Annotated in this window: 14 protein-coding genes; 9 read left to right on the top strand and 5 right to left on the bottom strand. The window is 62.7% G+C overall.

Going from position 1 to position 13,300, the window contains the following annotated elements:
* Positions 1-130 precede the first annotated feature (130 nt).
* Positions 131-553, bottom strand: a complete 423-nt coding sequence (locus AB4Y44_RS19400; RefSeq protein ID WP_368700562.1) for a VOC family protein — start codon at positions 551-553, stop codon at positions 131-133.
* A gap of 268 nt (positions 554-821) precedes the next feature.
* Between AB4Y44_RS19400 and AB4Y44_RS19395 the strand changes: the two genes are divergently transcribed.
* The 5 genes from AB4Y44_RS19395 to AB4Y44_RS19375 all read left to right on the top strand — a co-directional run bounded on the left by AB4Y44_RS19395 (position 822) and on the right by AB4Y44_RS19375 (position 6,360).
* A complete protein-coding gene (locus AB4Y44_RS19395) occupies positions 822-1,259 on the top strand; it encodes a MarR family transcriptional regulator (RefSeq protein ID WP_342922052.1) in 438 nt (145 codons plus the stop codon).
* An 87-nt stretch (positions 1,260-1,346) separates the two neighbouring features.
* On the top strand, positions 1,347-2,909 hold the full coding sequence (locus AB4Y44_RS19390) for a DHA2 family efflux MFS transporter permease subunit (protein WP_368700561.1): 1,563 nt from the start codon (positions 1,347-1,349) through the stop codon (positions 2,907-2,909).
* Positions 2,910-3,012: 103 nt separating this feature from the next.
* Positions 3,013-3,450: a MarR family winged helix-turn-helix transcriptional regulator gene (locus AB4Y44_RS19385; protein ID WP_368693785.1), complete on the top strand. Its 438-nt coding sequence runs from the start codon at positions 3,013-3,015 to the stop codon at positions 3,448-3,450.
* 56 nt (positions 3,451-3,506) lie between these two features.
* Positions 3,507-5,030, top strand: coding sequence for an efflux transporter outer membrane subunit (locus AB4Y44_RS19380; protein WP_368700560.1), 1,524 nt, complete (start codon positions 3,507-3,509; stop codon positions 5,028-5,030).
* A 34-nt stretch (positions 5,031-5,064) separates the two neighbouring features.
* On the top strand, positions 5,065-6,360 hold the full coding sequence (locus AB4Y44_RS19375) for an HlyD family efflux transporter periplasmic adaptor subunit (protein WP_368700559.1): 1,296 nt from the start codon (positions 5,065-5,067) through the stop codon (positions 6,358-6,360).
* A gap of 269 nt (positions 6,361-6,629) precedes the next feature.
* Here AB4Y44_RS19375 and AB4Y44_RS19370 read toward each other — a convergent pair whose 3' ends face one another.
* The 3 genes from AB4Y44_RS19370 to AB4Y44_RS19360 form a co-directional block, all read right to left on the bottom strand.
* Positions 6,630-7,055: a nuclear transport factor 2 family protein gene (locus AB4Y44_RS19370; protein WP_368700558.1), complete on the bottom strand. Its 426-nt coding sequence runs from the start codon at positions 7,053-7,055 to the stop codon at positions 6,630-6,632.
* Entirely contained in the window at positions 7,033-8,061 is a 1,029-nt protein-coding gene (locus tag AB4Y44_RS19365; protein WP_368700616.1) for an LLM class oxidoreductase, read from the bottom strand. The genes AB4Y44_RS19370 and AB4Y44_RS19365 overlap by 23 nt, the downstream gene beginning before the upstream one ends.
* Positions 8,062-8,181: 120 nt before the next feature.
* Positions 8,182-9,081: a LysR family transcriptional regulator gene (locus tag AB4Y44_RS19360; RefSeq protein WP_368700557.1), complete on the bottom strand. Its 900-nt coding sequence runs from the start codon at positions 9,079-9,081 to the stop codon at positions 8,182-8,184.
* A gap of 509 nt (positions 9,082-9,590) precedes the next feature.
* On the opposite strand from AB4Y44_RS19360, the gene AB4Y44_RS19355 reads away from it, so the two are divergent.
* Together AB4Y44_RS19355 and AB4Y44_RS19350 are read left to right on the top strand one after the other, a co-directional pair.
* Entirely contained in the window at positions 9,591-10,232 is a 642-nt protein-coding gene (locus tag AB4Y44_RS19355; protein ID WP_368700556.1) for a DsbA family protein, read from the top strand.
* Positions 10,233-10,336: 104 nt separating this feature from the next.
* Positions 10,337-10,699 carry a nuclear transport factor 2 family protein gene (locus tag AB4Y44_RS19350; protein WP_368700555.1) on the top strand — a complete coding sequence of 121 codons (363 nt, stop codon included), beginning with the start codon at positions 10,337-10,339 and terminating at the stop codon, positions 10,697-10,699.
* 59 nt (positions 10,700-10,758) lie between these two features.
* On the opposite strand, the gene AB4Y44_RS19345 is transcribed toward AB4Y44_RS19350, so the two are convergent.
* Positions 10,759-12,210 carry a PLP-dependent aminotransferase family protein gene (locus AB4Y44_RS19345; protein ID WP_368700554.1) on the bottom strand — a complete coding sequence of 484 codons (1,452 nt, stop codon included), beginning with the start codon at positions 12,208-12,210 and terminating at the stop codon, positions 10,759-10,761.
* Positions 12,211-12,644: 434 nt separating this feature from the next.
* On the opposite strand from AB4Y44_RS19345, the gene AB4Y44_RS19340 reads away from it, so the two are divergent.
* Complete coding sequence (locus AB4Y44_RS19340) at positions 12,645-12,848, top strand: DUF2970 domain-containing protein (RefSeq protein WP_324156278.1); 204 nt, start codon at positions 12,645-12,647, stop codon at positions 12,846-12,848.
* A 194-nt stretch (positions 12,849-13,042) separates the two neighbouring features.
* Complete coding sequence (locus AB4Y44_RS19335; RefSeq protein ID WP_368700553.1) at positions 13,043-13,207, top strand: hypothetical protein; 165 nt, start codon at positions 13,043-13,045, stop codon at positions 13,205-13,207.
* Positions 13,208-13,300 lie beyond the last annotated feature (93 nt).

Raw genomic sequence — 13,300 nt, 5'->3', positions numbered from 1 at the left:
TGAGAGCAGGCTGGGCGCGACGGCGTGCGGCGGAAAATGACACGCGAAAGACGTCTATTTAACTTTGGATAACTGACTAAAAAGGGCGGACCCAGTTGCGTGGCTGCTCACACGCGGCTTGCTGCGTGGTTCAGGAGGTCTGCGCGCGCGGATCGTGGTCGAATTCGAGCCTGATCCCGCCCGGTTCGTACACCATGGTATGGCGTTTCGGCCCCGGACCGAGTTTTTCGGGCGCAAATTCAACTTGCACGCCCGGCCAGGCGGACACGCGCGAGAAGATATCGTTGAGCGCTTCTTCGCTGCCTACGCGCAAGGCAAGATGGTGCAGGCCCACATGGGTCTTGCGGTCGAACTCGACGAGGCGGCCCGGATCGGTCACTTGCCAGAGGGTCAACATGACGTGCCCGTCCGAAACGAACGCCGCAGGGTAACTGGGTCTCTCTCCGACCTGCTTCCAACCGAGGCAGTTCACGAAGAAGTCACGGGTGAGGTTCAGATCGCGCACGGTGAGTCCGACGTGATCAATGCCCAACGTAAGCGGTTTGTCAGTCATGCTTCGATTCTCCTGAATAAAGTGCGCGTCGATCTGGAGTTCCTCGCCTCACGGCTCAAACCTTCGCCGAAACAATATAGCTGCCAGCAACGACGCCGATCATTGCTTGCCGTTCACATCACTTTTTACATGGTGTATCGCGTTGGGCGCAGACGGCGGTTCGGCGGCGTATCTGGGCGCTGCTGCGTCTCTCGCGGCTTCGGAAACTCGCTTGCACACATCTGCAATGTCAGATATATTCCGCATCAGATATCGAGGAGGGAAATCGATGAACGATCCCGTGAATGAAGATTTCGAGCGCACGCAGAAGCTGGTGTTCGCGCTGGGTCAGGCGCATCACCTGATGGCCACCGAACTCAGGGCAGGCCTCAAGGACGCAGGGCTGAACCTGCAGGAGCGCGGCATTGTGCTGACGCTGGCCAGCGGTAGCGCGAAAACGCCGGCAGCACTGGCGAAGCTGCTTGGCGTCCACCCGGCCCGGATGACCCGCGTGCTGGACAAGCTCGAAGCCAGCGGGCTCGTGGAGCGTGCTCGCAATGGCACGGACCGGCGGCTCGTGGACGTTTCGTTGACGCGGGAGGGCCACCTGGTCGCGGCGCGAAATACAGATGTCGCGCCTGGCGCCTGGAGCGAGCGGCTCTCGCACCTCTCGAAGTCCGACTTCGACGCCTTGAGCACGCTGCTGTTCAGATTGCTTCATGGCTAGGACGGCATTTTTTTGCCCAATTATCAGACATGTCAGATAACTGCCCGTGGTTGACGGGACATTCGCATCCAGACGAGAGAACCTAAGATGAATTCATCGACTAACCCAGGCGGGCCGCCCCAGTTGACTGGCGCGAAATTCGCACTTGGCACCTTCGCCGTGGCGCTCGCCACCTTCATGAACGTGCTGGATTCGTCGATCGCAAACGTTGCGATTCCCACGCTCTCCGGCAACCTCGGCGTGTCGATCGACGAAGGCACGTGGGTCATCACGCTCTTCGCCGCGGCCAATGCGGTGTCGATTCCGTTGACCGGGTGGCTTACGCAGCGCGTGGGCCAGGTCAAGCTGTTCGTCTGGGCGATCCTGCTGTTCGTGCTTTCATCGGCAGCGTGCGGCATGGCCCCGAACCTGCTGATACTGCTGGTCGCCCGTGTCATTCAGGGCGCCGTGGCGGGGCCGCTGGTGCCGTTGTCGCAAGCCTTGCTGCTCGCTTCCTTCCCCAAGGAAAAGAGTTCGAACGCGCTGGCGCTGTGGGCGATGACCGCAACCGTCGGACCGATCGCGGGCCCGGCGCTCGGCGGCTGGATCACCGACAGCTACAGCTGGTCGTGGATCTTCTATATCAACGTGCCGGTCGGCCTCTTTGCCGCCGGCGTGGTATGGGCGATCTACCGCGACCGCGAGACGCCGGCACGCAAACTGCCGATCGACAAGGTCGGGCTGATCTCGCTCATCGCCTGGGTCGCGCCGCTGCAGATCATGCTCGACAAGGGCAGGGATCTCGACTGGTTCAGCTCGCCCGTCATCTGGGCGCTCACCATCGTCGCTGCGGTCAGCTTCGTGTTTTTCCTGATCTGGGAATTGACTGAGGAAAAACCGATCGTCAATTTGCGGCTGTTCACCAGGCGTAACTTCCTCGGCGGCACGATTGCGATTTCCGTCGCGTATGCGATCTTCTTTGCAAACCTCGTGATCCTGCCGCAGTGGATCCAGGGCTTTCTCGGCTACCGCGCGGTGGATGCGGGGCTCGTTACCGCGCCTCTGGGGATTTTCGCGGTGATCCTGGCCCCCATGATGGGCAAGGTCATGCCGCGCTCCGATCTGCGGGTGCTCGCCACCCTGGCGTTCGTTGGCTTCGCCGCCGTGTTCTTCATGCGCTCGAACTACACGACTGGCGTGGATGCCTGGACGCTGATTCTGCCGACGCTGCTGCAAGGCATTCCCACGGCGCTGTTCTTCACGCCGCTCACCGGCATCATCCTCTCGGGTCTGCGGCCCGACGAGATTCCGGCGGCTGCGGGTCTGTCCAACTTCGCGCGCATTTTTGCCGGCGCCGTAGGCACGTCGCTCATGAGCAACGCATGGAACGACCGCACGATCCTCCATCACGCCCGGCTCGCCGAGCAGACGAGCGTGGAGAATCCGGCTTTCACTGGCGCCATTGCGCACCTGCAGGCGACGCTGGGTGGCGGCATTCCGAAGGCCACGGCCTTTTACGCAACCTCGCTCAACGCGCAGGCCACCATGCTGGGGTTGAACGACATCTTCTGGATCTCGGCGGTGATCTTCGTCGTCATCATCCCGCTGATCTGGGTGACGAGGCCGGTCAAGGGCGGTGGCGCGGGCGCGGCAGCCGCTGGCGGACACTGAATCCTGCAGTTGAACCCGGTTCAGACGGCAATGCACTAGCGTGTTTATCTTGACAGTATCTGATAATGCAGATATTGTGCTGTTCAACACGGAGGATGTCGCGATGGACCACTATACGACGAAAAATTTCATGCTTACGGAAAGTGTCGGTTTCAGGATCGTCAAGGCGCGCAACGTGATCGTCGCGGAAATGGACGCGGCGCTCAAGGACCTCGGGATCACGGGCCAGCAAATGGGCATTCTGGTTTCCCTGATGCAGGATGTGGCGACCACGCCGTTCGAACTGTCGAAGTTGCTCGGCATCGATACGGGCCTCATGACGCGGATGCTGGACAAGCTGGAAACGAAGGGTCTGCTGGAGCGTTCCCGCGACGCAGACGACCGTCGTGTGGTCAATCTGCACCTCACGGCAAAGGGACTCAAAACGGCGGAGCAGATTCCGGAAGTCGCGCCGCAAGTGTTGAACGCACGCCTGCGCAAATTCACCAAGGCGGAGTTCGCCGAACTGAACCGCCTGCTTCGCAAGTTCGCAGACGACTAAACGGTGCGGCCGTGGTGCCGCGCTTTTTTTCGGCCATTAATCTGATATGTCAGAAAATGAAATCTCAGACTTCTAGAGCAAGCATCGGTGCCCGTACGCTGAAGCTGGGTGTATCGGCGATCGCAATGGCCACGCTGGCGGCTTGCGCCAACTACGCGGGCATCCACAGCGACAAGCAGATGGCCCAGCCGCAACAGTTCGAGACGGCGCAGAGCCTGCCGCAGGAACAGGGGCACTGGCCGTCCGCCGATTGGGTCGACCAGTTCGGCGACGCGCAGCTGAAGGCGCTGATCGCCGAAGCGCTGCAGGGCAGCCCGAGCATCGAGCAGGCCAAGGCGCGGGTGGCCCAGGCGCAGGCCTATAGCGAAACCGCGAAGGCGGGTACGCTGCCGCGCGTGGACGCCAGCTACACGCTGACACGCCAGCAGTTCAGCAGCACGGCGCTGATTCCGCCGCCGTATGCCGGCTCGTGGCAGACCGAGAACAAGGGGCTGCTCACCGCTTCCTACGATCTCGACCTCTGGGGCAAGAATCGCGAGGCGCTGCGAGCAGCCGTTTCGGAGACGGCCGCGAGCGAGGCCGACGAGGAAGTGGTCAAGCTCACGCTGGATACCTCGATCGCACGCACCTACAACCAGCTGGCGCGGCTCTACGCGCTGCGCGACATCGCGCAGGAAGAAGTCACGCGCCGCGAGCAGATCGACCGCATCACGGCGGGCCGCATTGCCACGGGCCTCGACACGCAGGTGGAACGCAAGACCGCGCAGGCGAACCTGGCGACGAGCCGCTCGCGGGTGAGCGCGCTCGACGGCAGCATTCTCACGACGCGCTACCAGTTGGCCGCGCTGTTGGGCAAGGGCCCCGACCGCGGACTCGCGATCACGCGGCCAACGCTCGGCGTGGGCGACGAGGTGCGTTTGCCGGACAACCTGCCCGCCGACCTCGTGAGCCGGCGCCCGGACATCGTCGCGGCACGCTGGCGCGTGGACGCGATCACGCACGAGGTCAAGGAAGCCAAGGCCGAGTTCTATCCGGACATCAACCTGAGCGCCGCGCTCGGTCTCGACGCGTTCGGCTTCGGCCGCTTCCTGACCGCCGCGAGCCGCACGGCGTCGGTGGGCCCCGCGGTCCACCTACCGATCTTCGACGGCGGCGAACTGCGTGCGCAGTTGAAGGGCCGCTACGCAGAGTTCGACTACGCCGTGGCCGCCTACGACCAGACGCTCATTGGTGCGCTCAGCGGCGTGGCCACGCAGCTCGCGCAGATCCATTCGAGCGATGCGCAGCTCGTCGATGCCGAAACCGCGCAGCAGGCAGCGCGCGACGCCGACCAGCTCGCGATCACGCAATACAAGGGTGGCTTGACCAATCAGCTCACGGTGCTCAACGCCGACGTCACGGCACTGAACGCCGACGAAGCCATCGCCAACCTGAAGATGGATCGCCGCGACGAGCAGATCGCGCTGGCTTCGGATCTCGGTGGCGGCTATGTCGATACTTCAGCCGATACCGGCCACCACGCCGACGTTGCCGCGCAATCCAACCCTCAAACCCATTCCGTTATTGCTGCCGCGCGTTGAACGGCACGTTTGCAAACCCGTCAGGAGAACTGAAATGAGCGAAACGATCACGACCGACCGCGAGCAGGTAGATCAACTCGGCGAGAAGAAAGGCGGCGCGCAAGCGGCCCCGGCCAACAACGACCAGCAGGGCACGCCCCCTGGCCGCCGCAAGCGCCTGATCGCGCTGCTCGGCGCCGTGACGTTGATTGCGGGCGCGGCATATGGCGCGTACTACTTCACGGAAGGCCGCTTTCACGAATCGACAGATGACGCCTACGTGAGCGGCAATCTCGTGCAGCTCACGCCGCAGGTCACGGGCACGGTGGTGGCCGTCAACACCGACGACACGCAGATCGTGAAGCAGGGCGACCCGGTTGTGACGCTCGATCCGGCCGATGCAAGAATCGCGCTGGCCGATGCCGAAGCGTCGCTCGGCCAAACCGTGCGCCGCGTGAGCGGCCTCTATGTCAACAACGACTTCTATGCAGCGAACGTGGCGCAACGCGAATCGGACCTGGCCCGCACCAACGACGATCTGCGCCGTCGCACGGCCGTCGCGGACTCGGGCGCCGTTTCCGCCGAAGACATCGCCCACGCGCGCGACGCCGTACAGGCCGCCCAGGCCGCGCTCGACGCCGCACGCCAGCAAGGGGCGGCGAATCACGCGCTGACCGATCGCACGTCGGTCGAACAGCATCCGGATGTGCAGGCGGCCGCCTCGAAAGTGCGTGCAGCGTGGCTTGCGTATGCACGCGATACCTTGCCCGCGCCCGTGACGGGTTATGTGGCGCAGCGCCAGGTGCAGGTGGGCGAGCGCGTGTCGCCCGGCACGCCGCTCCTGGCGATCGTGCCGCTCAACGGGGTGTGGGTCGACGCGAACTTCAAGGAAGTGCAGCTCAAGCACATGCGCATTGGTCAGCCGGTCACGCTCACTGCCGATGTGTACGGCTCGAGCGTGAAGTATCACGGTCGTATCGAAGGCTTTTCGGCGGGTACGGGCAGCGCCTTCGCGACGCTGCCAGCGCAGAACGCCACGGGCAACTGGATCAAGATCGTGCAGCGCCTGCCGGTGCGTATCGCGCTCGATCCACGCGAACTCGCGGCGCGTCCGTTGCGCATCGGCCTTTCGATGACGGTGGATGCCGATACGCGCGACGAGTCGGGCTCGCAGCTCGGTGCGGCGCAAAACACGCGCTATCGCACCGACGTCTTCGCACAGTACGACGCGCAAGCCGACGGCGAGATCGAAAAGATCATCAAGCAAAACGAAATGGCTGCACCGGCGACTGCGTCACAACCCTCGCCGCAACGTGTGGCTTCGCACGATCACAAGGGCAACGCGGGCTAAGGAAGTCTGGCGGCCCGGCAAAGCGCTTGCGCATCGGCGGCAAGCGCTTTGGGCACCGCCTCGCGCAGGTAATCCATGAACGTCCTGATCCTGGTGTCGAAGGAACGTTAACGTCGTGACGAACATGCAGGCATGTGTGAGCCTCGAGGTCCTGCACCGTGCCTGGCACGCCGTGGGTACTCAAATGGGCAGGTGCCGCACACAGCACGTTGTGGACATCGCCGAGCCGGTGCGACACGAGCAGCGAGTCCGGCAGATCCGGTACTAAATCAGAGGGCGGCAAACGCGGCAAGCGCGTGCAGGCGTTGGGTGGTCGTGATTTTCTGAACCCATTGGCTGCGCCAGGCGGGCGCTTCAAAGGATTCCGAAAAATATTGGGTCTCGTGAACGACCTTGCCGTCACGAAATTCCATGATGCTCACGGTGAAAGCGGATTGCCCCTGGTAGGCGATGGTGTATTCGGTTACCCAGAGATCGCCTTCGCCCTGCATGCGTCTGACTTCGAAACCGGACGGCTTGCCCGGATGATGTCCGCGCAGCGCCTGCAAATTCCTGCGCCCGAAAGTGCGTTCGCCCGATTGAGGGTAGTCGCAGATGGCGTCGTCGGCGTAGATGTCATGTTCGGCTTCGAGATCGCCGGCCGCCGACGCCTGCCAGTGCGCATTCAGCGCTTCACGTATGGACGCGTGTTGCATGAAACACCTCCGGGACAAAGTACGGCAGCACTTCGCTGTGCAACTCGTCAAGTACGTCGGCATACGGGCGCGGCGTGACTTTCGGATTCAGCGCGACGTGGCTCACGCCCGCTTCGCGTGCCGCTTCGAGAAAATGCCTGAGCGAACGGCTGCCGATGGCGAAGCCGCCCTTGATCGCGCGAAACGGGTAGTCGGGCCGCGGGTGCAGATAGAGGTAGCCGCCAAAGGCAACCGGCTTGAAGGCGTCGCGGCCCATCGACTGGGCGACCTCGTCTTTCCAGCTGCGCACGAACGCATCGAGCGCGGCGGGGCCGGGCACGAAGCCGAGGTAACCGTCCATGTGCGCCGCGATCCATTCGAGACTCTGCTGCGCCCGGCCAACGGCAATGGCCGGGGTGCGTCCGTACGGCGGCTTGGGCAGCATGTCGAGCGTGCCGCCCGATTTGCCGAACCGCGGCGAGGAGAACACCGGAAAGGGCTGCTCGCTGACCGTGCGGTACGTCTGAAACGCGTCGCGAAACCGCTCGCCACGCGTATCGAAGTCGATGCCGAAGACGGGATACTCGGAAGGTCTATCGCCGGAAGACATTCCTAACAGGAGCCTTCCGTTCGTCAACTGGTCGAGCGAATTCACCTGCTTGGCCAGCAACAGCGGTTCGCGCATCGGCAAGACGATGCCGGTCGTGCCGAGCGCGATTTCGCTCGTCACCGCTGCGAGGCTGGCGATATACACCAGCGGTTCGAAGATCTGGCCCGCATCGCCGTACGCGGGATCGTAGAACGGGATGTCGCGCATCCACAGCGCGGCCACGCCCATCGACTCGGCGCGCTGCGCCATGGCGACGTGGTCGCGCATGGTCGGGACGGGCGAGTCCGGATGCGTTTCGAGTGGCAGGATCAGGCCGACCGTGAGCGCGCCCTCGCGAAACACGCGCCGCCACGCGGGCTGCTCCGAAAGCGCATGTTCGACGGGCGCGGAAGTCTTCATGGCGGTGATTGCTGACATATCCATTGCGTTTCGCCTTGCGTTTTCCCATTTGTGAGCCAAGGGTACGCACGAACGGCGCTGACAAAAACCACCTGCGATGAATAACAGTTGATACTCGCGCTCAATAGCGCGGGGAATTCAAACGGCGGACATGCGCGCCTTGAGACGCGGCGACATGAAATCGAGAAACGCGCGCAGCTTGAGCGGCAGGGGCGCTTGCCCCGCATGTACGAGATTGACGGGCAGGGGCGCCGCTTCAAACGCGTCGAGCACGACGCGCAGCTCGTTGGCGCGAACGGCGCGTGCAACCTGGTAGGACAGCACGCGTATTAGCCCCACGCCGAGGATCGCGGCTTCGATCGCGGCGTCTGCGGTATTCACGGCAAGCCGCGAATGAACGGGTACGGACTGCTCCGACTTGCCGGAGCCGAACGCCCACGCGCGCAGGGACGCGAGCGCCTCGAAGGTAACGCATTGATGGCCGGCCAGGTCCGCGGGTTCGGCGGGCACGCCATGCTTTGCGAGATAGGCCGGGCTGGCGCAAATGACCCGGCGCACCATGCCCACGCGCGACGCGATCAACGTGCTGTCGGGCAACTCGCCGATGCGGACCGCGACGTCCGCGTGTTCATCCATCAGATGAACGACACGATCGGTCAGCAGGAGATGGATGTCGATCTCCGGATAGTGCGCGAGGAATTCTGCCACCACCGGCACCACGTGCAAGCGGCCGAACGCAATGGGCGCGGTGACCATGAGTTCGCCTTTGGGCGCGGCGTATTCCCCCGTTGCTGCGCGTTCGGCTTCGCCGATGTCTTCGAGAATGCGCCGGCACGCGGCCACGTATGCGCTGCCGGCTTCCGTCAATGAAAGCTTGCGCGTCGTGCGGTGAAAGAGGCGCGTCTTCAGGTGCGCTTCCAGTTCCCCAACCTTGCGGCTGACCGTGGCGAGTGGCATGTCGAGGCGCCGCGCGGCAGCCGAGAGACTGCCCGCGTCGGCGACCGAAACCAGGATGGCCATGGCATCGAGGCGATTCATGGACCCTATCAAATAGTGGAAGGATGAATCCTGATCGTGAGGGATTCTCTTCGTAAATGCAAGCGCGTAAACGTTCGACCTCAAACTGGATCGCGGCAAATCGCTGCTGTGGTCGCCGACATGGGGGGCGACGCGAAGGACATCGTTTTTTCGCTGATGCAAAGCGAAGCGCTCGTTCCAGCGCCTTTGACGTGGTTCGACCAGATCAGGGAACTGGAGCCGCACTACGACATGAAAGATGACCGCGCCAGCCTGCTCATTCAGCCGCCGTCACCGTCGATGTCGATCACAAGGGCATTTGGCGTCCGATCTGGGTGCCGATCGCTCACATGCGCATGAATTGCTCGACTCGCGCGGCGCAATGCGTCTTTCCGCCATGTAACAAAAGATGTTCTGGCTACGGCGTTTATCGAGTCAGGCGGCAACCCTATAGTCCTTCCGATGGCTGGGCGCGATGCGGGGCATGGGGTCCTGCGGGCCCCGCGTTGTCTCTTCATGAGCGAGCAAGAATGAAACTGATCTATGTTGGCGATCCGATGTGTTCGTGGTGCTATGGCTTTGGCAAGGAGCTTTCGGCGCTCGTCGCGCGCGTGCCGGACCTGAAACTGGAAATCGTGGTCGGCGGGATTCGCGCGGGCGCGACCGATGTGCTCGACACGGCCGGCAAGCGTTTCCGGCTGCAGCACTGGCAGCGCGTGGAAGCGCTGAGCGGCTTGCCGTTCAACCGCGAAGCGTTCATGGCGCGCGAGGGGTTCGTCTACGATACAGAGCCCGCGTGCCGCGCCGTTGTGGCGGCGCGTCGCTTCGCTAGTGGCGACGCGTTGCTTGCGGTGTTCCGTGCGCTGCAGAACGGCTTCTATGTGGAAGGGCTGGATACGACCGACGGACGCGTGTTGAGCGAAATCGCCGCATCGGCGCTGGATGCCGTGGGCGTTCAGGTGAGTGGCGACGTGTTCCACCAGACATGGGAAGCAGCGGAAACGAAAGAAGAGACGCAGCGCGATTTCGCCCGCGCGCGAGCGCTTGGCGTCGCGTCCTTTCCGACCTTGCTGCTCGAAGAACAAGGCCGGACGTACGCCGTGCATTCGGGCTATGCGAGCGTCAACGCACTCGAAGAAAGGCTCAACGAGATCGAGGGGCCGCTTGCCTGATCGTTTTGGACCGTGGTCGTTCGAAGCGGGCTGCGCAAGCGATGGTATAGCCCGCTTCGAATTTCCACGCAGCCGAGGCGGAAATCAATAAGGAGTGTGATGCAATGAACGACAGCAACGAAATCGTCGAACTTGTCCAGCGCTATTTCGATGCAACCTGGCGCGGCGATGTGGCGCAGTTGAAAACGGTGTTCGATGCGCGCGCGACTGTGGCGGGGGAAGTCAATGGCGAGCCCTACTACAAGACGATCGGCGAGTATCTCGCGGGTGTCGCAAACAGGCAATCGCCGGCCGAACTGGGCGAGCCGGTCGAAACGGAACTGCTGATGCTCGATGTTCAGAAGAACATCGCGACGGCGAAACTGCATGTCCGCATGCTGGGTTTCAATTACTACAATTATTTTTTGATTATGCGCCAGCGCGACACATGGCTCGTCATCACGAAGACGCTGACCAACGTGGCATAAGCGGCCACGCCCACGCCCCGGCGAGTTTCTGCAACCTGTTCTTTGGTAGTTAAGGGCTGCTATGGGTTGGCGCCGCGCGCATCGGTCGATGGCGATTGGGCGCACACATCGGGATGAACGAGCAGTTCACCGAGCGTGCGGATCGCTTCATCGATGCGCGCCGACCATGGATGCCCGTAATTGAGCCGTATACAGTTTTCGAATGCGCGTGACGCGGAAAAGAGCGGACCGGGCGCGACACTGATCCCGCGTTCGATCGCGAGACGATGGAGCGCCATGGCGTCGATGCGCTCGCGGAACGTAAGCCACAGAAAATAGCCACCCTCGGGCCGCGTGTACTGCGTGCCTTCAGGCAGCCATCGTCGGATCGCCTCGATCATCGCATCGCGCTGGGTCTGCATGGCCAGCCGGATCTTCTTCAAATGACGCTCGTAGCCGCCATGCTCCAGGTAGTCGGCAATGCCGGCCTGGGCGGGAATGCTGGCCGAGATCGTCGTCATGAGCTTCAGGCGCTGCACGCGTTCTGCGAAGCGCCCAGCGCTCGCCCAGCCTACGCGATAACCCGGCGCCAGGTTCTTCGAAAACGAGCCGCAGTGCATGACGAGGCCGCGCCGGTCGAATGCTATAGCGGGCGGCGGATAGTTCGGCGCGTAGTGCAGCTCCCCGTACACATCGTCTTCGATGAGCGGGACTTCGTGTTTCGCGAGCAGCTCGACGAGCGCTTCCTTCTTCTCAGCCGACAACGTGACGCCCGTGGGGTTCTGGAAATTCGTCATGAACCAGCATGCGCGGATAGGGTGCTTGTCCAGCGCTTGCGCCAGCGCCTCGAGGTCGAGCCCGGCGGCGGTATCCACGGGAATTTCGACCGCGCGCAGGCCAAGCCGTTCGATCGCCTGAAGCGCTGCGTAAAAGCCCGGCGATTCCACGGCGACGATATCGCCGGGCTGCGTGACCGCCATCAGGCAAAGATTGAGCGCTTCCAGCGCGCCGTTGGTGATGATGATGTCCTCGGCCGGCTGTGAGATGCCAACCCGCATGTAGCGCAGCGCAATTTGCCGCCGCAGGTTCTCGTTGCCGGGCGGCAGATCGACCACGGTGCTCCACGGGCTCACGCTGCGCGCGGCCTGCCCGAGCGATTTCGCGAGGCGCGACAGCGGAAACAGCAGCGGAGAAGGGAAGGCGGAGCCGAGCGGCACGATGCCGGGGCGCTTGGCGGCGTCGAGCACCGAGAACACCAGTTCGCTGATATCGACGGTGGCGGACTCGCCCGTCGTTGCGCGCGAATCCGTCTTGCTGGCCTTCGAGAGCGGCGCGACGTAGTAGCCCGAACGCTCTTCGGCGCGCACGAGGCCCCACTGTTCGAGCACGTAGTAGGCACGGGCGGCTGTGGACTGACTGACACCGTGCTGTGCAATGATTTGCCGCAGCGACGGCATGCGCGAGCCCGGCTTCAGGTTGCCGGAGCGAATCTCGGCGGCCATGCTCTGCGCGAGGCGTTCGTAGCGTGTCATGCGTGCCGGTTCTTCCAAAGAGGTCAGGGGTGGACTCGTGCTTCGAGCGATTTTCTCATGGTGCGCGCGACCGCGAATCCGATCTGCTACGGTCAATTATGCGTCGACTGCTTCTATACGCGCTTGCTGCGAGGGCGGATCATTGCGGCCAGTGCGCATCGCAGTCCGGGTCTGTTCTCCCGGGATGCGCCGGGATTACTGCGCGAGTGCCTGGATCATCACCTAAACCCGCAGAGCTTGCGGCTCTTTTTGCCTGTAGCGTGGCAAGCCTTTCGCCCCGGTGTGTGAGCACCGGGGCGTTTCTTTTTCGGGTTCTGCCAGTCGTGAACCGGCTGCGTCGCTCGAATCGTTCGTAACTGCTGCTTTTTTTGTCAGTGCGCAAGGTTGAATATCAGGCTATCCGATCGACCTGATCGACGTAACCGGAGTCAATGATGGAACTCGTTCAAATGATGCGCATGGTCCTGTGGAGCTTTTTCGGCGTGCGTAAAAGCGCGTCGCACGAAGCCGATTTGGCCAGCGTGAACTTCAAGTGGCTGCCGTTCGTGGCGGTCGCGCTGGCCGCGATGATCGGGGCTTGCATACTGGGTGTCGTGCTGCTGGTCGCGCATTCTACGGGCACCGCACAAGGCTTCTAAGCATCCGGTTTTGCCGAAAACCTGGGGCGCCGGCGAAGCATCGTGAGAGCTGAACGTAAGATTGTTCGGCGTTTCATAACGGTGATTTCGTCCGCGCCGCGTTGATCTTTGTGGTGCCGCGCGTAATCTGACTATCAAGAGGCGCTGCATTTCACGCGACGCGATTCACCCAGTTTTCAGGCAAGGAGTATGAGATGGATATCCTCAATCTCGCTCGAGAATCCGGCATGACGGTTGTGCTCGATGCACGCATCGGCCAGCAGGAATACCACTCCGTTCACAGCAGCGTGGCCGCGTTGGAACGGTTCGCCGCGCTGCTCGAGGCGCAACGGCAAGCCGAATCCGGCAAGCGGGTCTGATTGAATCGCGACGACAAGCGCCACGCTTCACTCAAACAGATTGAAGCCATCACGAAACATCATTTGAAGAGATTTTTGGTTCGACCTATTGTG

The organism is Paraburkholderia sp. BR10937 (genome assembly GCF_040965695.1).
Lineage (GTDB): Bacteria > Pseudomonadota > Gammaproteobacteria > Burkholderiales > Burkholderiaceae > Paraburkholderia.
This window is presented reverse-complemented; position numbering and strand designations above follow the sequence as displayed.

What these genes read in the sequence shown, in the direction of transcription:
- AB4Y44_RS19400 (WP_368700562.1), bottom strand. Translation starts at nt 553, where the DNA reads ATGACTGACAAACCGCTTACGTTGGGCATTGATCACGTCGGACTCACC.
- AB4Y44_RS19395 (WP_342922052.1), top strand. Translation starts at nt 822, where the DNA reads ATGAACGATCCCGTGAATGAAGATTTCGAGCGCACGCAGAAGCTGGTG.
- AB4Y44_RS19390 (WP_368700561.1), top strand. Translation starts at nt 1,347, where the DNA reads ATGAATTCATCGACTAACCCAGGCGGGCCGCCCCAGTTGACTGGCGCG.
- AB4Y44_RS19385 (WP_368693785.1), top strand. Translation starts at nt 3,013, where the DNA reads ATGGACCACTATACGACGAAAAATTTCATGCTTACGGAAAGTGTCGGT.
- AB4Y44_RS19380 (WP_368700560.1), top strand. Translation starts at nt 3,507, where the DNA reads ATGAAATCTCAGACTTCTAGAGCAAGCATCGGTGCCCGTACGCTGAAG.
- AB4Y44_RS19375 (WP_368700559.1), top strand. Translation starts at nt 5,065, where the DNA reads ATGAGCGAAACGATCACGACCGACCGCGAGCAGGTAGATCAACTCGGC.
- AB4Y44_RS19370 (WP_368700558.1), bottom strand. Translation starts at nt 7,055, where the DNA reads ATGCAACACGCGTCCATACGTGAAGCGCTGAATGCGCACTGGCAGGCG.
- AB4Y44_RS19365 (WP_368700616.1), bottom strand. Translation starts at nt 8,061, where the DNA reads ATGTCAGCAATCACCGCCATGAAGACTTCCGCGCCCGTCGAACATGCG.
- AB4Y44_RS19360 (WP_368700557.1), bottom strand. Translation starts at nt 9,081, where the DNA reads ATGAATCGCCTCGATGCCATGGCCATCCTGGTTTCGGTCGCCGACGCG.
- AB4Y44_RS19355 (WP_368700556.1), top strand. Translation starts at nt 9,591, where the DNA reads ATGAAACTGATCTATGTTGGCGATCCGATGTGTTCGTGGTGCTATGGC.
- AB4Y44_RS19350 (WP_368700555.1), top strand. Translation starts at nt 10,337, where the DNA reads ATGAACGACAGCAACGAAATCGTCGAACTTGTCCAGCGCTATTTCGAT.
- AB4Y44_RS19345 (WP_368700554.1), bottom strand. Translation starts at nt 12,210, where the DNA reads ATGACACGCTACGAACGCCTCGCGCAGAGCATGGCCGCCGAGATTCGC.
- AB4Y44_RS19340 (WP_324156278.1), top strand. Translation starts at nt 12,645, where the DNA reads ATGGAACTCGTTCAAATGATGCGCATGGTCCTGTGGAGCTTTTTCGGC.
- AB4Y44_RS19335 (WP_368700553.1), top strand. Translation starts at nt 13,043, where the DNA reads ATGGATATCCTCAATCTCGCTCGAGAATCCGGCATGACGGTTGTGCTC.